The organism is Rhodococcus jostii RHA1, assembly GCF_000014565.1.
Lineage (GTDB): Bacteria > Actinomycetota > Actinomycetes > Mycobacteriales > Mycobacteriaceae > Rhodococcus_F > Rhodococcus_F jostii_A.
On sequence record NC_008268.1, the window covers coordinates 4874742 to 4894746 of the forward strand.

20 protein-coding genes are annotated in these 20005 nt (G+C 68.0%); 6 read left to right on the forward strand and 14 right to left on the reverse strand.

What is annotated here, in order from left to right:
* Positions 1-15: 15 nt before the first annotated feature.
* Together RHA1_RS22560 and relB are read right to left on the reverse strand one after the other, a co-directional pair.
* Positions 16-591 carry an ATP-dependent Clp protease proteolytic subunit gene (locus RHA1_RS22560; RefSeq protein ID WP_050787360.1) on the reverse strand — a complete coding sequence of 192 codons (576 nt, stop codon included), beginning with the start codon at positions 589-591 and terminating at the stop codon, positions 16-18.
* Between the two features lie 80 nt (positions 592-671).
* Positions 672-944: a type II toxin-antitoxin system RelB family anti-toxin gene (gene relB / locus RHA1_RS22565; RefSeq protein WP_009477697.1), complete on the reverse strand. Its 273-nt coding sequence runs from the start codon at positions 942-944 to the stop codon at positions 672-674.
* 44 nt (positions 945-988) lie between these two features.
* Between relB and lhgD the strand changes: the two genes are divergently transcribed.
* A complete protein-coding gene (lhgD, locus tag RHA1_RS22570; protein WP_011596985.1) occupies positions 989-2194 on the forward strand; it encodes an L-2-hydroxyglutarate dehydrogenase in 1206 nt (401 codons plus the stop codon).
* 71 nt (positions 2195-2265) lie between these two features.
* On the opposite strand, the gene RHA1_RS22575 is transcribed toward lhgD, so the two are convergent.
* On the reverse strand, positions 2266-3663 hold the full coding sequence (locus RHA1_RS22575; RefSeq protein WP_029539615.1) for a cytochrome P450: 1398 nt from the start codon (positions 3661-3663) through the stop codon (positions 2266-2268).
* 97 nt (positions 3664-3760) lie between these two features.
* Between RHA1_RS22575 and RHA1_RS22580 the strand changes: the two genes are divergently transcribed.
* Positions 3761-4345 carry a TetR/AcrR family transcriptional regulator gene (locus tag RHA1_RS22580; protein ID WP_009477700.1) on the forward strand — a complete coding sequence of 195 codons (585 nt, stop codon included), beginning with the start codon at positions 3761-3763 and terminating at the stop codon, positions 4343-4345.
* A 75-nt stretch (positions 4346-4420) separates the two neighbouring features.
* A complete protein-coding gene (locus tag RHA1_RS22585) occupies positions 4421-5203 on the forward strand; it encodes a class II aldolase/adducin family protein (protein ID WP_011596987.1) in 783 nt (260 codons plus the stop codon).
* A 24-nt stretch (positions 5204-5227) separates the two neighbouring features.
* Here the strand turns inward: RHA1_RS22585 and RHA1_RS22590 are convergent, their stop codons facing one another.
* Genes RHA1_RS22590 through RHA1_RS22600 form a run of 3 tightly spaced genes read right to left on the reverse strand, consistent with a single transcriptional unit; the run spans position 5228 to position 8337 of the window.
* Complete coding sequence (locus RHA1_RS22590; protein WP_011596988.1) at positions 5228-6187, reverse strand: C-terminal binding protein; 960 nt, start codon at positions 6185-6187, stop codon at positions 5228-5230.
* A complete protein-coding gene (locus tag RHA1_RS22595) occupies positions 6184-6819 on the reverse strand; it encodes a TetR/AcrR family transcriptional regulator (protein WP_050787361.1) in 636 nt (211 codons plus the stop codon). The genes RHA1_RS22590 and RHA1_RS22595 overlap by 4 nt, the downstream gene beginning before the upstream one ends.
* Before the next feature lie 42 nt (positions 6820-6861).
* The gene (locus tag RHA1_RS22600) at positions 6862-8337 is read right to left on the reverse strand and encodes a sodium:solute symporter family protein (RefSeq protein ID WP_011596990.1); all 1476 of its coding nucleotides are present in this window, start codon (positions 8335-8337) and stop codon (positions 6862-6864) included.
* Positions 8338-8542: 205 nt separating this feature from the next.
* On the opposite strand from RHA1_RS22600, the gene RHA1_RS22605 reads away from it, so the two are divergent.
* Positions 8543-9433: a LysR family transcriptional regulator gene (locus RHA1_RS22605; RefSeq protein WP_011596991.1), complete on the forward strand. Its 891-nt coding sequence runs from the start codon at positions 8543-8545 to the stop codon at positions 9431-9433.
* Between the two features lie 7 nt (positions 9434-9440).
* On the opposite strand, the gene RHA1_RS22610 is transcribed toward RHA1_RS22605, so the two are convergent.
* Genes RHA1_RS22610 through RHA1_RS22620 form a run of 3 tightly spaced genes read right to left on the reverse strand, consistent with a single transcriptional unit; the run spans position 9441 to position 12452 of the window.
* Positions 9441-10103 carry an IclR family transcriptional regulator gene (locus RHA1_RS22610; RefSeq protein ID WP_009477706.1) on the reverse strand — a complete coding sequence of 221 codons (663 nt, stop codon included), beginning with the start codon at positions 10101-10103 and terminating at the stop codon, positions 9441-9443.
* 37 nt (positions 10104-10140) lie between these two features.
* The gene (locus tag RHA1_RS22615; protein ID WP_011596993.1) at positions 10141-11289 is read right to left on the reverse strand and encodes a CaiB/BaiF CoA transferase family protein; all 1149 of its coding nucleotides are present in this window, start codon (positions 11287-11289) and stop codon (positions 10141-10143) included.
* Between the two features lie 11 nt (positions 11290-11300).
* A complete protein-coding gene (locus RHA1_RS22620; RefSeq protein WP_011596994.1) occupies positions 11301-12452 on the reverse strand; it encodes an acyl-CoA dehydrogenase family protein in 1152 nt (383 codons plus the stop codon).
* 183 nt (positions 12453-12635) lie between these two features.
* Here RHA1_RS22620 and RHA1_RS22625 point away from each other — a divergent pair, with 183 nt between their 5' ends.
* On the forward strand, positions 12636-13010 hold the full coding sequence (locus tag RHA1_RS22625; RefSeq protein WP_011596995.1) for a hypothetical protein: 375 nt from the start codon (positions 12636-12638) through the stop codon (positions 13008-13010).
* A 98-nt stretch (positions 13011-13108) separates the two neighbouring features.
* On the opposite strand, the gene cspE is transcribed toward RHA1_RS22625, so the two are convergent.
* Positions 13109-13312, reverse strand: coding sequence for a transcription antiterminator/RNA stability regulator CspE (gene cspE, locus RHA1_RS22630; RefSeq protein ID WP_005244612.1), 204 nt, complete (start codon positions 13310-13312; stop codon positions 13109-13111).
* Between the two features lie 232 nt (positions 13313-13544).
* On the opposite strand from cspE, the gene RHA1_RS22635 reads away from it, so the two are divergent.
* Positions 13545-14378: an alpha/beta fold hydrolase gene (locus tag RHA1_RS22635; protein WP_011596996.1), complete on the forward strand. Its 834-nt coding sequence runs from the start codon at positions 13545-13547 to the stop codon at positions 14376-14378.
* Positions 14379-14399: 21 nt separating this feature from the next.
* Here the strand turns inward: RHA1_RS22635 and hutG are convergent, their stop codons facing one another.
* The 4 genes from hutG to RHA1_RS22655 are packed head-to-tail and all read right to left on the reverse strand — an operon-like array spanning position 14400 to position 19802.
* Positions 14400-15362, reverse strand: a complete 963-nt coding sequence (gene hutG, locus RHA1_RS22640; RefSeq protein ID WP_009477711.1) for a formimidoylglutamase — start codon at positions 15360-15362, stop codon at positions 14400-14402.
* Positions 15359-16582: an imidazolonepropionase gene (gene hutI, locus RHA1_RS22645; protein WP_011596997.1), complete on the reverse strand. Its 1224-nt coding sequence runs from the start codon at positions 16580-16582 to the stop codon at positions 15359-15361. Before hutI ends, hutG begins: the two co-directional genes overlap by 4 nt.
* 47 nt (positions 16583-16629) lie before the next feature.
* Positions 16630-18306, reverse strand: a complete 1677-nt coding sequence (gene hutU, locus RHA1_RS22650; RefSeq protein ID WP_009477713.1) for a urocanate hydratase — start codon at positions 18304-18306, stop codon at positions 16630-16632.
* 59 nt (positions 18307-18365) lie between these two features.
* Positions 18366-19802 (reverse strand): purine-cytosine permease family protein, encoded by a 1437-nt coding sequence (locus RHA1_RS22655; protein WP_009477714.1) that lies wholly within the window; start codon positions 19800-19802, stop codon positions 18366-18368.
* Between the last annotated feature and the right edge of the window lie 203 nt (positions 19803-20005).

Here is a 20005-nt window from a genome sequence, read left to right on the forward strand (position 1 = left end):
AGTGCGGCTGCCGGTCTACTCGCCGTCGACGGAGCGCGCGCCGGTGACGGCGTCGATCAACCCGTAGTCGCGCGCCTCGTCTGCGGTGAGGATCCGGTGGTCCCGCATGTCACCGCTCACCGCGTCGACGGGGCGCCCGCAGGAGTCGGCGATCCGCTGCTGCAGCCGCCGCAGCTGCTGCTCGTGGTGTTCGGCGGCGATGGCGACGTCCGACGCCGGACCGGTGCAGGAGGTCTGCGGTTCACGGAGGTGGAACGTGGCGTGCGACGCCGCCGTCCGGCGGTCGGCGGGCGCGAGGAAGGCGACCGCCATACCGCGGACGTCGCCGCGGCAGTGGACGTGCAGCGGAACCCCCATCAGGTCGAGGGTGTCGAGGAGCGTGGCGGCCGCGTCGACGTCGGCGTCGACGCCGTGCAGCCACAACTGGACCTCCCCGTCGCCCGAGGCGTCGAGCAACGCGAGCGACGCCGCCGCACGGTTGGTGGCCTCGGAGTCGAGTCGGCCGGTCAGCGACACGATCCGTTTGTCGAACAGGCGCTCGGCCAGCCAGTCGGGACCGGGAGCGGGAGCGGGCACGGACGTGACGGGCATCGGCGCGGGTGGTTGCCGGGGGTCCGGCTGCCAGGGCGTGTGAAACGGCGGGACCGGTGGTGGGGTGGGTGGTGGCCAGATCATGATGATGACTCCCGATGCGCTGAGATCGTCCAGTCGACCGTCCGGCCCACGGCCTCCGCATACCGTTCGAGCGTCGACAGGCGGGGGTCGACGTCGCCGCGTTCGAGCCGTGCCACGGCCGATTGCGACGTGCCCATGTGCGCGGCGATCTCCGTCTGCGTCAGGCCGTGCTCGCGGCGGGTGGTGACGAGCTCGTCCAGCAGCGCTCGACGCCGATCGGACAGGTGCTCCAGTCCGGGAAAAGACGTGCGTCGAGGGGTGGTCGACATACCATCGATGGTATCTCGAAAACGGTATATACGGAGGGGTGCTCATGGCGAAGATTCGTGCCGCCGTCATCGGCGGCGGCATCATCGGTCTGGCGGTCGCCCGGGAACTTCTGCACCGCATGGACGCCGTCGAGGTGACGCTGTTCGAAAAGGAGACCCGGGTCGCGGCCCACCAGACCGGACACAACAGCGGCGTCGTCCACGCCGGCCTGTACTACCTGCCGGGCAGCCTCAAAGCGCGCCTGTGCCGACGTGGTGTCACCCTCCTGCAGCAGTACGCGGAGAACAAGGGCGTGGCCTACGAGGAATGCGGCAAAGTGGTGGTCGCCCACGACTCGTCCGAAGTGGCGCGGATGGACGCCATCTTCGACAGAGCGGTGGCCAACGGGGTCCCCGGCATCCGCAAGGTCGCGGGGGAGGAGATCCCCGAGATCGAACCGCACGCGCGGGGAGTCGCCGCCGTGCACTCGCCGCACACCGCGATCATCGACTACGTGGCGGTCGCGGAGGCTCTCGCCGCGGACATCACCGCCGCGGGTGGACGCGTGCTCCTCGGCCGGGAGGTCGTGGGCCTGGACAGCCGGACCGCGGAAACGGTGGTCACCACCGGGCAGGGCAGTGAGGTCTTCGACCTGGTGGTCACGTGCGCCGGACTCCAGTCCGACCGGGTGGCACTGATGTCCGGTGAACCGCGATCGCCTCGCGTGGTGCCCTTCTTCGGCGACTACTTCCTGCTCGAACCCGAGCGGTCCTCGCTCGTGAAGGGGCTGATCTACCCGGTTCCGGACCCGCGGTACCCGTTCCTCGGCGTTCACCTCACCAAGCGGATCGACGGACGAATCATGCTCGGACCGAACGCCTTTCTCTCCTTCGGGCGGGAGGCGTACGACCATCGGGGATGGTCGGCGTCGGACGTGATGTCGGCGGTCGGGTTTCCCGGGTTCTGGCGGTTCGCCGTGCACAACACCGCGGCGGCGGTCCGCGAGGCCCGCACCGTCCTCAGCACGGGCCAGTTCGTGAAGGAGGCGCAGAAGTACGTGCCCGACGTGCGCCGCTCCGACGTCACCCGTGGGCCCCGGGGCATCCGCGCTCAGGCGATGAACGCCGACGGCAGCCTCGAGGACGACTTCGTCATCACCGGGTCGGAACGCGTAATCCACGTCCGGAACGCGCCCTCACCGGGTGCGACGTCGTCCCTCGCCATCGCCGAACACGTCGTGACGGAAGCTCTGGCCCGCGCGACCACGTGACACGCTTCGCCCGATGTCACATCGGTGCAGTCGAAGTAGACCGATGTGACATTGGGCGACCGAAGCGGGGGTCAACGCCGGCGGAGCTGCAGCGTGAAGCCCTCGGGCATGAGGGTGAGGCGCTCGGCGACCTTCAGTCGATAGTCCGGGTCGCCCACGATGTCGTATCGACGCAGGATCGTGCCGAGGACCAGGACCGACTCGTGGAGGGCGAACTGCCTTCCGATGCAGGCGCGTTCGCCGGTCCCGAACGGCTTGTACACGTGCGCGGGGCGGGACCGGATGCGCTCGGGGAGGAAATGGTCGGGGTCGAACGCCTCGGGATCGTCACCCCACACGGGGTCGCGGTGCAGGGCGGGGATGAGGACGAGCACCCAGTCGCCGACCTTCATCGGGTACTTGCCGACGAGGGTGGTGTCGACGGTCGCCTCCCTGCCGTACGCGGGGGCTGTCGGCCACAGCCGCAACGATTCGTCGAGCACCCGGCGCACGTAGCGGAGCTTCGCGATCTGCTCGAATGCGGGCTCTTCGTCGCCCCAGACTGCATCGACCTCCGCCTGCGCCTTCGCGAGGACGTCGGGATGCCGCGACAGGTAGTACAGGGCGAACGACAGTGCACCGGAGGTGGTCTCGTGTCCCGCGACCAGGAACGTCACCACCTGGTGGCGGATGTTCAACTCGTCGATGCGATGGGGGTCGTTCTCCCGGGCGGCCCGCAGCATGAGTTCGAGCAGGTCCTCGGGACCGTCCTCGGCGCTGTCGCGGCGGGCGCGGATCACCTCGTCGACGACCTCGGCCATGTGTTCGAGGTTGGCGATGTTGCGTCGATCCGACCGTCGCATCAGCAGGCGCCCGAGCGCGCTGGACTTCACGAACGTGGTGCGCTGCGAATGGCTCAGCGCACCGACCATCGCCTGCACGAACGGGTGCGGGCGCTCGCGTCCGAACGAGTCGAAGGAATAGCTGAAGCCGGTGCGGCCGATGGTCTCGAGCGTCAGCTTCGTCATGTCGGAGGACACGTCGACGGGGGAGCCGTCCACCCGCTCGTCCCAGTGCTCCGTCAGTTCGCCTGCGACATCCAGCATCGTGCGGTGATACGACCGCATCGCGGATTTCGTGAACGCCGGGGCGAGGAGGTTGTGCGCCTTGCTCCAGTTCGGCTCGTGGTTGTACGCGGTGAACAATCCGTCGCCGCCCACCTCGCGCAACGACGCGACGCCGGGTGCGAGGTGTTTCGCGAACCGGGATTCGTCGGAGAGTTCTGCGACCATGTCGGCACCGGAGGCGAATACGAACCGATTGCCGAGGACGTTGCGCTCGAAGATGGGCCCGAGTTTTCTGCCGATCTCCATCGAATTCTGCAAGGGAGTGCGGATGCTGATCCCGAAGACGTCGCCGACGACGGGAAGCCGCCATCGAGGATGCGGGATGGTCGCATCCGCCGTGGTGTGCAGTGATTCGACGCTCATGTCGACCCCCGTGTCGATGTGGCCTGCGTTACTGAATTGATGTCTAGTACGCAAGGTACCCCTTACTGAACCGGTGTCAAGCAGTACGGTGACTGGCATGACCAGCGCCCGCCGACGACTCGCCCCGGAACAGCGGCGCGCGCAGTTGCTCGACATCGGCGCGCGGCTGTTCGCGGACCGCCCCTACGAGGACGTGTGGATCGAGGAGGTAGCCGAACTCGCCGAGGTGTCGCGCGGATTGATGTACCACTATTTCCCGACGAAGCGGGATTTCTTCGCCGCGATCGTCGAACGCGAATCCGAACGACTGCTCGACGTGACGGCCCCCGACTCCACTCTCCCCGTCGAGGAACAGGTCGCGGCCGGCCTCGACGCGTACTTCGAGCACGTCGCGAGCCACCGGCACGGAGTCCGGGCCATCAACCACGGCGCGCTGTCGGCCGACGCCGACATCCGGGCCATCGTCGAGCGGGAACTCGACGCCCAGCAGCGCCGCATAGTCGACGCGCTCGATCCCCCCGACGGTGAGCGGGAACTCGTCGGCGTCGCGGTGCGCGGATGGATCGCCTTCGTCCGTGCCGTCTGCATGGACTGGCTCGACCACCCGTCGATCGCCGAGGGCGAGCTACGTGAACTCTGCCTGCGCTCGCTGCGGGGCATGCTGGGTGGGCGGCTCGACTGATCCGAGGGCTGGCACTTAAATAAATCGCTTGATATATTTAAGCCGAAATCCCTTCGGTGATCAAGGAGATCCCGCATGAGTGCACCCACCGTTACGTCGCAGGGCCGAACGAGCCCGGCGAAGACCGAGGCGGAACTGCGTCGTGAACTGGCGGCGGTGTACCGCCTGCTCGCGCATTTCAAGATGACCGACCTCATCTTCACGCACGTCTCGGTCCGGATTCCCGGGCCCGAACATCATTTCCTCATCAACCCGTACGGCCTGCTCTTCGAGGAGATCACCGCCTCCAGCCTGGTGAAGATCGGTCTCGACGGCGAACTCGTCGAACCGTCCGAATATCACGTCAACCCTGCGGGATTCGTGATCCACGGCGCGATTCACGAGGCCCGGCCGGACGCGCAGTGCGTGCTGCACACCCACACGAAGGCCGGGTGTGCAGTGGCCGCGCAGGAGCAGGGACTGCTGCCGCTGAACCAGATCTCGATGGAGTTCTACAACCGGGTCGGCTACCACGACTACGAGGGCATCGCCCTCAACACGGCCGAACGCGTGCGGTTGGTCGAGGATCTCCGCGACCACCCCGCGATGATCCTGCGCAATCACGGACTGCTCACCGTGGGTGAATCCGCCGCCGAGGCGTTTCTGCGAATGTTCTATCTGGAGAAGGCGTGTGACATCCAGATCGCCGCCCAGGCGTCGGGTGAACTGCGCGTTCCGTCGCCCGAGATCGCCGAGCACACCGCGCGGCAGTTCGCCGGCGAGGCCACGGACGACTACGCCGACGATCAGGCTTACGAGATGGCGTGGGCGGCGCTTCTGCGGATGCTGGACCGCACCGCCCCCGACTACAAGGACTGACAGCGGCTTTACAAGGACGGGCGATCACATCCCCGGTGCGGCGACGACGCCCACCGGTGATGCGCCCGTCAGGACCGCCGCGACATTGCGGGCCGACTGCTGCGCCAGGGTGCGCGCGACCTGCGGTGAGTACCACGCGGCGTGCGGGGTGATCACGAGGTTCGGGATCTGCAGGATCGGATCGTCCTGTGCGGGCGGTTCGTTCGGAAGAACATCGACGGCCGCACCGGCGAGGTGTCCACTGCGCAGCGCGGCGCCGAGCGCGTCGTGATCGACGAGCCCGCCGCGGGAGACGTTCACCAGATATCCGCCGCGCTTCATCGCGGCCAGCGCACGCTCGCCGATCAGACCCCGCGTCTCGGAAGTCAGGGGGACGTGCAGGCTCAGCACGTCGGAGCGGCGCAGCAGTTCCTCGAACCCGACCACCTCGATGCCCTCGGCCGCCAGTTCCCCGGCGCGGTCGCCCAGCCCGCGGCCGCTGACGAGGACGGTCATCCCGAGGGCTCGGGCGCGCAGAGCAAAAGCGCCGGCGATCCGGCCGAATCCGTAGAGGCCCAGCACGGTTCCCGCGATCCGCCGCGGCGGCGCGGCGGTGACGTCCCACCCGCCGGCATGCACGGAGCGGTCGAGGGCGTGGGTGGATCGAAGCAGTCCGAGGGTGAGCGTGAGCGCGTGATCCGCGACCTCCTCGGTGCAGTAGTCCACCGCCCGCGTGACCCAGAGGCCGCGTTCGTGGGCCGCCGACACCGGCAGGTGGTCGTACCCGGCGGACGTGGCCGACAGCAGTCGCAGGTCCGGGAGATCCGCCAGGTGACGGGGCCCCAGGCCGGTGTTCTCCGGGCCCACGAGCAGGGCGATGACGCCCGGGCCGGACGGGAACTCGGACTGGTGCACGACGTCCGCGGAAATACCCGCGGCGGCAAGCGAATCGGACAGCGCTTCGGCCGGAATGAAGTCGTCGAGGACGACGACGCGGTCGGTCATCTACCTACTGCTCCCGCTTCTTCGGTGGTCCGTCGCACGGCGGCGTCCACGCAGCGCGCGGCCGCGTCCTCCGCGCTGATCGCCTTCATGACAACGGGATCCAGGATGGCCTGCAATGCAAGACCGTCGGTCAGTGCCACCAGCGCGACGGTGACGGCGTCCGCGTCGAGGTCGGTGGAGACGGTGCCCTCCCGCTGTGCGGCGACGACCGACTCGCGCACGACGCCCCGCCAGCGGGCGAGGAAGGCCGCGATCTCACCGCGCGCCGTTTCCTCGGCCGCACCCTCCGCGTAGAAGAACAGGAACACGCGGGTCATCGCCAGTCGGCGTTCGTCGAGCGGCAGGATGCTGGCGGTGATGTTCCGCAGCTTCTCGATCGGGCCGGCGCCCTCCTCGTCGAGGATCGTGCGGTACCGGTCGCCCTGGATGTCGCCGGCCCGGCGCAGCGCCGCGAGGAGCAGTTCGTGCCGGGATCCGAAGTAGTGGTTCAACACTCCGGTCGACCACCCGCTCTCCTCCGCCACCGCTCGCGTGGTGACGGCGGAGATCCCCTCCCGGGCGATCAACGCGAGAACGGCGTCGGCGAGCGCCCGTCTCCGCTCGTCGTGGTCGACGATCTTCGGCACGATCATTCCTCCCGTTCGTGCGCACTCACTTTCGTGCGCTGATGCCACTCAGGCTATCGGTGCCGGGACCGGAACCGGGTCTTCCTCGTCCTTTCCCGACACTCGCGCGTTCCACACGGACATCACATTCGCCGGGGTGGGTTCGGTGATCAGGCTGGTGGCCACGAACACCACCAGAGCGCTGACGAGTCCGACGTACACCGGTTCGTTCGCCATGACGTCACCGACGACGAACATCGTCGCGATGGTCGCCACGGTACCCACCGCCATGGCCGCCATGGCCGCGGTTCCGGTGGCGCGCTTCCAGACCAGGCCACCGAGGATCGGGACGAGGAGCCCGCCGACCAGGATGTCGTAGGCGATCGTGAGCGCGGAGACGATGTCGTTGATGAGCGCGGCGATCACGATGCTGACGAGGCCGATCACGATCACGTAGAGGCGGTTGCCGCGCACGTCGGCTTCCGGATCGGACGTGTCCAGCTCGGGGCGGGTGCGGCCGAAGATCTGGGCGACCAGCGGAAGGACGTCCTGCCGGGCGACGGTGGCGGTGGCGATCAGTGCGCCGGACGCGGTCGACATCATCGCGGCCACCGCGGCGGCGAGGACGATGCCGCTGAGGCCGACGGGCAGGACGTGGACGGCGACGTCGGCGTACACGTCGTCGGACGACCCGATGTCGGGCATGAGGGCCGACGCGGCCAGGCCGATCAGTGCGCCCGCGACGCCGTACAGCAGGCAGTAGATGCCGGCGGTGACGCCGCCCCACCGTGCGACCTCCGGCGACTTCGCGGTGAACACCCGCTGCCAGATGTCCTGTCCGATGAGGATGCCGAGCGTATAGACGACGAAGAACGTGATGATGGTGCCGGTGCCGATGGTGCCGAGCCCGAGTGCCTGTTCGCCCACGCGCTCCTTGATGCCGGCGTACCCGCCCGCCTTGCTCCACGTGAACGGGAGGAGCAGGACGAAGACGCCGATGGTCTTGATGACGAACTGGACGACGTCGGTGAGCGTGATCGACCACATGCCGCCCATGGCGGAGTAGGCCACGACGATGAGGCCGCCGAGGACCACCGACAGGGTCCGGTCGAAGCCGAACAGCACGTTGAAGATGGTGGCGTAGGCGATCGTGGAGGTGACGGTGAGCATGAGGGTGTAGGCCATCATCACGAGACCGGACGCGCCGGTGGCGTCGATGCCGTACCGGAGTTTCAGCATCCCGGAGACGGTGTAGACCTTCAGGCGCTGGATCCGCGCGGCGAAGAGCAGGCTGAGCAGGAGAACGCCGGCGGCGATCGACACGACCAGCCACATTCCGGAGATGCCGTACGTGTAGCCGAGGCCGACGCCGCCGACGGTGGAGGCGCCGCCGATGACGACCGCCGCCATCGTGCTGGTGTAGAGGAATCCGCCGAGGCGGCGGCCGGCGACGAGGTATTCGCTGGAGTTGCTCGCCCGGCGTTTGCCCCACCAGCCGAACGCGAGCATCGCGCCCAGGTAGATCAGGATGATGGTGATGTCCATGGTGCGTCCTTCACGTGTCCTAGCGGATCGGTGATGACGGGCGCGGTGGTCCCGTCGGTGCCGGTCTCGTCAGACCGTTGCCCTAGACGGTAGGAGAACATTGACGTGAAATAAATCACTTGATACAAATAATCACTTCAGAAAATCGTGAAGTAATGGTGCGAGCCAGCTCACACCCTGTTTTCGACCCCGCCGGAGGAGTGCGATGCGCAGCTCGCTGCCCGATCTGAAGCTCCTCCAGATCTTCGCGGCCGTCGTCCGTCACCAGGGGTTCGCGCCCGCGCAGCAGGAACTCGGACTGTCCGCCTCCGCGATCAGCACCTACATGAGCCAGCTCGAACGGCACCTCGGCATCGTCCTGTGTCACCGCGGCCGGGCCGGATTCGGTCTCACCAGCAAGGGCGAGCTCTACCACAAGGAATGCCTGCGCATCCTCGGCGAACTCGAGGGCTTCGAACGCTACGGCGCCGCGCTGCAGGGGGAGCTCCGGGGAACCCTCACCATCGGCGTTCTCGATTCCACCGTCACCGACGCCACGCTGCCGCTCGCCGACGTGATCGGCGTGTTCAGCAAGGACCACCCCGCCGTCTACCTCGACCTGAAGATCCAGACCCCGCACGAATTGCAGGTCGGCGTGCTCGACGACCGGATCGACGTCGCGGTCGGCGCGTTCGCCTCACCGATGAACGGTCTCGTCTCCCAGGCGCTGCACCGGGAGCAGCACTGGCTGTACTGCAGCGACAAGCATCCGCTGTTCGGCAGGAAGCGGGTGCCGCCGGAGGTCATCACGCAACAGCGGATGGTGACCCGCGGCTACTGGTCCGAGCAGGAACTCGCCCGCCAGGGGTTCCCCCAACCCTCGGCGACGGTGGAGAACATGGAGGCGCAGCTCATCCTCGTGCTGTCCGGCGCGTACATCGGATACCTGCCCGAGCACTACGCGGAGTACTGGGTGGACCGGAACCGGCTCCGCCCGATCCTGCCGGCATCGTTCGGCTATCAAGCGCCGTTTTCGCTGATCTACCGGCGGGGCCGGGCCCGCGAACCGATGGTCCTCACGTTCCGCGAGTTCGTCCGGACCAGCATGAGTAGCTGACCGCCGCTCACCGGGTCGGGGAGCCCAGTTCGGCCGACAGCGCACGGCAACGCTCGACGAGAACCTGACCGTGCTGGGCGCAGAGTGCGTCGTCGAGGCGGAACGTCGGCCCGATGATGCTGAGCGCGCCCACGATCCGCCCCACCGCGTCGTAGATCGGGGCCGCCACACCCGTCGACTGGTCCTCGATGGTGTCGTGGGCGATCGCGTATCCCTCGCTCTGCAGGTCGCCCCGCAGCGCGGCGCCGACGGCCGTGCCCTCGAGCGGCACCGTCTGCCCCACCCATCCCATGTGCCGGATCGCGTGGGTGCCCTCGATCTGCGCGAGATACAGGGCTGTGCCCTTCGGGCCGTGGGTCGACAGGTACGTGGATTCGCGGGTTCCCTCCGCGATCGCGACCATCGCGGGCCGGGCCCGGGACAGCAGCTGGTTGTCGCTGATCGCCCGGGCGCCGATCTGGAGAAGTCGCGGCCCGGCCCGGTAGACGTTGTCGTCGCCGCGGACCAGGAATTCGCTCTGCTCCATGCTGCGGATCAGGCGGAGTGCGGTACTCGTGGCGAGGCCGGCGGCTTTCGCGGCGTCGCCGAGCGTCAAGCCGCCCTGCTCGGTGATCGCGCCGAGCAGTTCGAAGGTGCGGCTCGCGCTGCGGGTCACATCTCCGGGGGCCATGGGTTCTCTCCTGACGGTCGCGGGTGTCGGCGTGAATCTACCGCGACGCGATCTCGGACAGCAGGGGCTGCCGGTGTTCGTCGAGCAGCGGGCTGCGGCGGACCCCGGGGCGCGCGCTGTCGCCGAACACGACCGGCTGCCGGACGTAGTCGATCGTTCCCGCGACCGGATGATCGAACGACTCCACGAGTCCCCGGTGTCTGCTCTGCTCGGACGACAACGCCTGTTCCACGTTCCAGATCTCGGAGCTCGCCAGTCCGGCCGCGCCGAGGACGGCGACCACCTCGGCGACCGTCTTGTCCTTCGCCCAGATCTCGATCTCCGCGCGCAGGGCCGGTTCGTGATCGGTGCGGGACGTGTCGTCGGCGAAACGGTTGTCGCCGAGAAGGTCTGCGCGATCCATGGTGCGGGCGAGCTTCTCGAATCCGGACTGGCTGGCGACGGCCAGGACGAACAGGCCGTCCGACGCCCGGTACGTGTCGAACGGGGTGGAGACGGGATGGCGATTGCCCACTCCCACCGGTGCGACCCCCGACGCCTGCAACTGGCTGTGCGCGGTGGGGAGCATGGCCAGCATGCTGTCGAACATGGCGACGTCGAGGTGTTGCCCCACACCCGACTCCCGCGTACCGACCAGGGCGGAGCTGATGCCCCACGCCGCGAACAGTCCCGCGACGAGGTCGCCGAACGATTCGCCGAGCCGGGTCGGCCCGGATTCGGGGGAACCGGTGATGCTCATGATCCCCGACATCGCCTGCACGACGAGGTCGTAGGCGGCCGAACCCGCGAGCGGCCCGTCCTGCCCGAAACCGGAAATGGACGCGTAGACGAGCCGGGGGTTGCGGGTGTGGACGGTGTCGTAGTCGATGCCGAGGCGGGCGGTCACGCCGGGCCGGAAATTCTCGACGAGAACATCCGCCGTGTCGAGCAGGTCGAACAGCACCTTCCGGTCCGAGTCGTCCTTGAGATTCAGTGCCAGCGAGCGTTTTCCGCGGTTCAGCACGTTGAAATAGATGCTCTCGCCGTCGCGGAACGGGCCCAGGTGCCGCGAGTCCTCGCCGGCAGCGGGCTCGATCTTGACGACGTCGGCGCCGGCGTCTGCGAGCAGCGCCGTGCAATACGGTCCGGCGAGGACGCGGGAGAGATCGACGACGCGGACGCCGTCCAGGGGAGGCAGGGGAGGCATGACAGGCCCTCTCAGAATTCGGTCGAGCGCGGGGACGGCGCGTTGGAGGCGATGGTGAGCAGCTGGATCTGCGAGGTGCCCTCGAAGATCCGGAGGATCCGGCAGTCGCGGTAGAGGCGTTCGATCTCGGATTCGCGCATGAAACCGGCGCCGCCGTGAATCTGCACGGTCTGGTCGACGATCGAGAAGCAGGCCTCCGTGGCCACGTACTTCGACACGGACGCGGCGCGGCGCAGGTCGGCCCCGGCATCCTTCACGTCCGCCGCCCAGTCCGCGGTGACGCGGGAGGCGACGAGCTGCGCGTCGCACGCGCCCAGCAGCAGCTGAATCGCCTGGAATTCGGCGATGGGGTGTCCGAACTGCTTGCGCTCGGCCGCGTAGGAGCGTCCCAGTTCCCAAGCGCGCAGGGCGATTCCGTTGGCCATCGCGGCCACGTCGATGCGGGCGCGGTTGAGGGCGGTGAGCGCGATGTTGCCGCCGCGGCCCTCCGTTCCCACCACGGCGTCGGGGGGAAGCACCACGTCGTCGAGGAAGACGGTGTAGGTGGGGGCGGACCGGATGCCCAGCTTGTCCTGGGGCTCGGAGTAACTCACGCCGGGGGTGCCCTGGGGGAGGACGAAGGCGGTGATGCCGCGGAAGCCAGCGGACGGATCGGTCTTGGCGAAGAGGACGACCAGGTCGGCCTCCTTGGCGTTGGAGATGTACGTCTTCGAACCGGACAGGTGCCACCCGTCGTCCTCGCGCCGCGCCGTCGTGCGCATCGAGGCGATGTCGGAGCCGGCGTCCGGTTCGGTGAGGGCGAACCCGGCGAGCAGCTCACCGGACGCGAGCCGGGGCAGCCACCGGCGCTTCTGCTCCTCGGTTCCGCCGACGAGGATCGGCTCGAGCCCCAGGTAGTGCGCGGTGTATATCGAGGCGAGGGCGGCGTCGGTGCGGGCTACCTCTTCGATCGCGATCAGCTGTGTCTTGGTGGACAGGCCCAGTCCGCCGAACTCCTCGGGCACCGAGATGCCCATCAGGTCCTGTTCGCCCAGTCGCTTCACCAACTCCGCCGGGAACTCCCGCGTCTCGTCACGGAACGCCGCGCCGGGGTGGATCTCACGGTTGGCGAATGCACGCACTGCGCCGCGGAACTCGGCGGAGTCGAGCAGCTGATCGGTCACGGAAACTCCTGTCGGAAGATCGAGATTGCCACCTAATGAAATGGCAATGCCACTTGGTGGCATATCGACTATGAAGGAGACCGGCGAATTTGTCCAGGGGTGCCGGTGTCCACGGCACGGAAGCGGGTACTCGACCACGGACGCACAGCGCACACTCCGTGCGGCACGGCAGAGGGAGGCTTCATGCGCACGATCACACGAGGGATCGTCACCGCGGGAACGATGATCGGCGCGGTTTTCGCCGGCGCGGGGACGGGCGTGGCGGAACCCGCCGTGCCGTCCGGCACGTATCAGGGAACGACCACCGCGCCGGCGGGTGAGTTGATCTGGAAGGGCAAGACGTTCCAGGGCGGCACGGTCGTCAACAACTTCGCGTTCGGTCTGACCGGTCTCGCGGGCACGACCTCGCAGGACGGGAACGGAAACACCGTCATCGACTACAGCCCATCGGGTCTGGGGTTCCTGACCGACAGGATGTCCCCCAACGCAGACGGGACCTACACCGGGGCCGTGTACGTGGGCGGCAACCAGGTGGGAAGCTTCGGCCTCGCGAGATAGCTGTCCCGGGGCCTGTCACGACAACGAGGCCGCACCGCTCGGGTGCGACCTCGTCACAGTGTCATCTGCGACCTCGTCGCAGTGTCATGGGGCGTCGGTCAGACGGCCCGGACATTCTGGGCCTGCGGGCCCTTCTGGCCCTGTCCGACCTCGAATTCCACCCGCTGGTTCTCCTCCAGCGACTTGTAGCCGCTGCCCGAGATCTCGGAGTAGTGAACGAACACGTCCGCGCTGCCGTCGTCCGGCGCTATGAATCCGAAGCCCTTCTCGCTGTTGAACCACTTCACAACACCCTGCGCCATACCGTTCACTCCCTGCAGTTGCCGCCCGGGACCTCACATCGAGATCCCGTTCGCGTGGATATCATCCTGTCATCAAGGCGCGCGTGCTTCCAGTGGTACGCCCACGATTCCTGCGAATCCTGGGCGCTGTACCAGGTCTGCGGAAGAAATTTCCCCCCTCGACCGATGATTCTGCCCCTCGGGGGCGGTCCTACCTGCGACCGAGAATCACCATCCCGAACGAGGAGAACCGATGAATTCCACATCGACCGCCACCGCCGACGCCCGGATCCTCGACGTCCCCGGTGCCGGGCTGTACTACGAAGTGCGGGGCACGGGTCCCGTCGTGGTGCTCGTCGGCGCCCCGATGGACGCCGACTCCTTCGCGCCCGCGGCGGATCTGCTCTCGTCCGACTACACCGTGCTCACGACGGACCCGCGGGGCATCCACCGCAGCCCGGTCGACGACCGGGATCGCGATTCGACCCCGGAGATGCGCGCGGACGACCTCGCCCGGCTCCTGATGCACCTCGACGCGGGCCCTGCCGTGGTGTCAGGCTCCAGCGGCGGCGCCGTCAGTGCGCTCGCGCTGGTGCAGGCGCACCCCGAGCTGGTCCACACCGTGATCGCCCACGAGCCGCCGCTGGACGAGTTACTCGACGACCGCGAGCAGCTGCGCGTGAAGACCGACGAGATCATCGACACCCACCTGACCGGGGATGTCGTGGGGGCGTGGAGGAAGTTCCTGGCCCTGGCGAACATCCACCTGCCCGAGGAAGCGTTCCAGCAGATGTTCGCGGGCGAACGGGATGCGCAGACGGAGGCGGACGACTACTTCCAGCACGCGCACATGCTGCGCCCCACCACCCGCTGGTGCCCGGACGTCACCGCCCTGAGCTCGGCGCCCACCCGCGTCGTGGTCGGGATCGGCGAGGAGTCGGGTGGCCAACTCTGCGACCGTACGTCGCGGGCGCTCGCCGCCGAACTGGGCGTCGAGCCTACCATGTTCCCCGGCGACCACATCGGCTTCGCCCACGACCCCGCCGCGTTCGTCACCCGTCTGCGCGCAGTGCTGGGGGAGGTCTGAGCGGACGCTCCCCGGGTGACCTCACACCGCGATCGGGATGCGTTTCGTGACGATCCGATGGATCAACCGGGCGGCGGTGCGGGCCGTGCGGTTGTCGATGTCGAACGACGGATTGAGCTCGGCCACATCGCACACCGCGAGTTTTCCGCTGGCGGCGACGGCGTCGCACACGAATTGGATCGTCTCCGCCGGAACGCCGTACGCGGCGGGAGCGCTCACTCCCGGCGCGACCGCGGCGGGAAGGACGTCGAGGTCGATGGTGAGGTAGACGAGATCGACGTCCGACAGGAACTCGCTGACGAAGACGGCCACCCGGTGCCGGTCGGAGACCGAGCAGTCGTCGTCCAGGAGGTAGCGGACGTCGTATCCGCGTGCGGTGTCGAACAGTGCGGTGGTGTTGCTCGGCTGGCTGATGCCGAGCACGGAGTACTGCAGGGCGGTGCCCGACGCATGCTCCTGTTCGAGGATCTGCCGGAACGGTGTGCCCGAACTCGGGACCGGATCGGACCGCAGGTCGAAGTGGGCGTCCAGGTTCAGGATCCCGATCCGCCGCTTGGGTGTGCGGACGGCGGCCTGTGCCAGACCGAGATACGTCCCGTAGGCCACCTCGTGGCCGCCGCCGAGGACCACCGGGAACTGGCCGGCGTCGAGCGTCGCGGCGACCACGGAGCCGAGCGCCATCTGCCCGGCCTCGAGACGATTGTCGGTGACCGCGACGGTGCCGGCGTCGTAGACGCGGAGCGGCTCGGCGAGCGCCATCGACGACAGCGCGCCCCGCAGCGCGTCCGGGCCGCGCGCCGCCCCGCGGCGTCCCTTGTTCCGCTCCACGCCCTCGTCGCTCGAGAAACCGATCAGCACGCAGGCGCCGGGCTCGGCGCCGTCGTGAAGAGGCGTCACGGCCTGGTGCCAGCGGAGGTGGTGACTCGACGTGCCGTCCACCCTGCCGACCCAGGGGGGCGGGGGAATCAGCAGGTTCTCCATCATCGCAGGGCCCTCGCTTTCTCGTGACCGGTGTGCGCGGACCAGGCGAGTTCGCCGCCCCGCCACACATCGCTGACCAGGGGGACGCCGGGCCGGTAGGCCAAGTGTAGGTACGACGGCGCGTCCAGCGCGAGGACATCGGCCCGCGCGCCGGGACGCAGGACCCCGACGTCGGCACGTTGCAGCGCGCGGGCACCGCCCGCCGTGGCCGCCCAGATGGCTTCGTCCGGGGTCATGTGCATGTCCCGCACCGCGATCGCGATGCAGAACGGCAGGCTGGTGGTGTAGCTGGTGCCGGGGTTGCAATCCGCACCGAGCGCCACCGTGACACCCGCGTCGAGCAGGGCCCGGGCGTCCGGGTACTTGTTGCGGGTCGAGAAATCCGCGCCGGGCAGGAGAGTGGCCACCGTCGAACTCTGCGCCAGCGCATCGATGTCGGCCTGCGTGGTGTAGCAGACGTGGTCGACGGACGCGGCCCCCAGTTCGACGGCGAGCTGGACCCCGGGGCCCTCGCGGAGCTGATTGCCGTGGACGCGGGGGATCAGGCCCTTCGCCATCCCGGCGGTGAGAACGGCGTGTGCCTGATCGCGGTCGAACGCGCCGGTCTCGCAGAACACGTCGATCCATTTCGCCTGCGGTGCACAGGCGTCGATCATCTCAGAGCACACCATGGCGACGTAGTCGTCGGCCCGCCCCGCGTATTCCGGCGGCGGAACGTGAGCGGCGAGCAGCGTCACCTCATCGGTGAGGGACGCTGCGATCCTCGTGCTGCGCAGTTCGTGCGCGACCGTCTGCCCGTACCCGGTCTTGCACTCCACGGTGGTGCTGCCCGACCGCAGGGACTCGTCCAGCAGTCGCCGCGTGTTCGCCTGCAGTTGTTCGTCGGTCGCGTTCCGTGTCGCCTCGATCGTGTTGCGGATGCCACCCGCCGCGTACGGCTGTCCCGCCATCCGCGCCGCGAATTCCTCCGCCCGTTCCCCGCCGAACACGAGATGCGAGTGGCTCTCCACGAAGCCCGGCAGCACCGCCCGGCCGTCGAGATCGTGCCCGACGTCCCCGGCCGGCGCCGAGTCGGCGCTGCCGACCCAGGCCACCACGCCGCCGTCGAAGACGACGGCGGCGTCGCGGATCAGCCCGAGCGGACCTTCCCCCACTGTCGGGTCGTTGGTCACCAGGGTGCCGATGCCGGTCAGCACTGTGGAGCGGGAGGTGTTCGCTGTCACTGCTGTTCCTTCCAGTGGTTCGAAAATACGGTCGCTCGGGCCTGCGATCATCCTTCGGACATCGGCACGCGCACGCCGCGCTCCTTGGCGACGTCGATCGCGTGGTCGTATCCGGCGTCGACGTGCCGGATGACGCCCATGCCGGGATCGTTGGTCAGAACCCGCTCCAGCTTCTCGGCGGCCAGGTCGGTGCCGTCCGCGATGCACACCTGACCGGCATGGATGGACCGTCCCATGCCGACGCCGCCGCCCTGGTGGATGGACACCCACGACGCCCCCGACGCGGTGTTGACGAGTGCGTTGAGCAACGGCCAGTCGGCGATCGCGTCGGAGCCGTCGAGCATCGACTCGGTCTCGCGGTACGGGGAGGCGACGGATCCGGAATCGAGGTGATCGCGGCCGATGGCGACGGGCGCGGACAGCTCGCCGGACGCCACCATCTCGTTGAACTTCAGGCCGGCCTTGTGCCGTTCGCCGTAGCCGAGCCAGCAGATCCGGGCCGGCAGACCCTCGAACGCCACCTTCTCGCCCGCCATCGTGATCCAGCGCTTCAGGTGCTCGTTCTCGGGGAACAGTTCGAGGATCGCCTTGTCGGTGGCGGCGATGTCCTTCGGGTCACCCGACAACGCGGCCCAGCGGAACGGGCCGAGGCCCTCCTCGAACAGCGGACGGATGTAGGCGGGCACGAATCCGGGGAAGTCGAACGCGCGGTAGTAGCCGGCCTTGCGGGCCTCGTCACGGATGGAGTTGCCGTAGTCGAACACCTCGGCGCCCTTGTCGAGGAAGCCGACCATCGCGGCGACGTGCCGTGCCATCGATGCGCGGGAGTCCTCGGTGAACTTCACGGGGTCCTTGTCGGCCATCGCCTTCATGTCGGCGAAATCGATCCCGAGCGGCAGGTACGACAGCGGGTCGTGTGCCGACGTCTGGTCGGTGACGATGTCGATGGGTGCGTTCATGGCGAGCAGTTCGGGGAAGATCTCCGCGGCGTTGCCTTCGAGGCCGATCGACAGCGGGCGCTTCGCGTCGCGGGCCTCGATCGCGAGACGCAGGGCGTCGTGGATGTCGGTGGCCTTGGTGTCGAGGTACTTGTGCGCGATCCGGCGGTCGATGCGGGTGACGTCGCAGTCGACGCAGATCGCGACGCCGTCGTTCATCGTCACGGCGAGGGGCTGGGCGCCGCCCATGCCGCCGAGTCCGGCCGTCAGCGTGATGGTGCCTGCGAGCGAGCCGCCGAAGCGCTTGCGGGCGACCGCGCCGAACGTCTCGTACGTGCCCTGCAGGATGCCCTGCGTGCCGATGTAGATCCACGACCCGGCCGTCATCTGCCCGTACATGATCAGGCCGAGGGCGTCGAGCTTGCGGAACTCCTCCCAGTTGGCCCAGTCGCCCACCAGGTTCGAGTTCGCGAGGAGGACGCGGGGCGCCCACTCGCTGGTGCGGAACACGCCGACCGGCTTCCCGGACTGCACCAGCATCGTCTCGTCCGACTTCAGGGTCTTCAACGTCCGGACCATCGCGTCGAACGCCTCCCAGCTGCGCGCGGCCTTGCCGGTGCCGCCGTAGACGACGAGGGAGTCGGGATGCTCGGCGACCTCGGGGTCGAGGTTGTTCATCAGCATGCGCAGGGCGCCTTCTTGCTGCCAGCCGAGTGTCGTCAGTTCGGTGCCGCGGGGCGCCGACACGTGGCGGGGTCCGGAAACCGGAGGCGTCGTGGTGGTCATGTCGTGTACTCCTTGATGGTCGAACGAGGAAGAGGGAATAGTCTGGGTGTCAGCGTGATTCACAGTCGCGAATCCGCCATCGCGGTATTCGCCGGATAGATCATCGACGGGGGCGGGTTGCTGCTGCGCCGCGCGAGCGGGTAGTAGATGGCGCCGGTGAAGACGATGCCGACGATCCACGAGATGTCCGCGCCGCCCAGCATTTCCGTGACGGGCCCGGTGTAGAGCTTCTGGGCGAGGAACGGGATCTGCGCGAGAACGCCGACGGTGTAACAGATCATCGCCGTCTTGTTCCAGCGGCCGTAGCGGCCCGCCGGGTCGTACAGCGCCGGTATGTCCACGCGCTCCTTGGAGATGAGGTAGTAGTCGATCAGGTTGATGGCGCTCCAGGGGGTGAAGACCATCAGCAGCACGAGGACGAAGTTCTTGAAGTTGTTGAGGAAGTCGGCGCTGGCGCCGATCGCGATCAGCATCGAGATGGCGACGAACCCGATGATGTACAGGGTGCGGGCCCGGGACGAGATACGTGACTGTCCGTTGAAAGCGGTCACCGTGGTGAGGATCGACATGAATCCGCCGTAGGCGTTGAGGCAGTTGACGGTGAGCTTCCCGACCAGGATCACCAGGTAGATCATCAGGGCGATCGCGGCGGGTCCGGCGAGTTCGCCGATGAAGCCGACCTGGTCGCTGAGGAAGGCATCCCCGGCCACGGCGGCGACGAGTGCGCCCAGCGTCATCGACCACTGCGAGCCGATCACGCTGCCCGCGAACGTCGACCAGAACGTCGTCCGCTCGCTCGTCGAGCGCGGCAGGTAGCGGGAGTAGTCCGCGACGTACGGTCCGAACGTCAGCTGCCAGCCGGCGCCGAGCGAGATCGCGAGAAGGAACGTGACGATGTCGAAGTCCTTGTTCCCGACGAACGCGGCCACGTCGTACTCGGCGAACAAGCGGATCGCGAGGTAGGTGAATCCGAGGATGCCGACGACGGTCGCGATCTTGCCGACCACGTGGATGAGTTTGTATCCGGTCACCGCCACGAACGCGGTCATCGCGCCGAAGATGAGGATGCCGACCGTCGGGCTGTCGATGTGGAGGATCTCGTTCACAGCCTGACCTGCGAGGACGCTGCCGGTGGCGGCGAAACCGAGGTACATCAGGACGACGAGAACCAGCGGGAGCACGGCGCCCAGAACGCCGAACTGGGCCCGGCTCGAGATCATCTGGGGCAGGCCGAGACGCGGTCCCTGGGCGGAGTGCAGCGCCATGACGGCACCGCCGAAGACATTGCCGATCAGCAGGCCCACGATGGCCCACAGTGCGTCGGCGCCGAAGACGACCGCGAGGGCGCCGTCGACGATCGCGGTGATCTGCATGTTGGCGCCGAACCAGAGCGTGAACTGGCTGCGCGGAGATCCGTGACGCTCGTCGTCCGGAACGACGTCGATGGTGCGACGCTCCGGCGCGAGGCTGATCTCGGGAGGTCCCTCGTGTGTCATAGGCCTGTTTGTCTCTCTGTGACGAGTCCGGCGCTGCTGGGTCGGTCCCGGGTGCTCTGTCCCATGTCCTGAATCCAGTGTGCTCTGACTCACGTTTTTTATCGCCTTAGATGTATAGTCCTGTATAGACAACCCCCTGTCAAGCGTTCTCCAAGGACCCAGCCGAGAGGCGTGCCGGCCCGCCACTGCACCAGTCGGGAGTG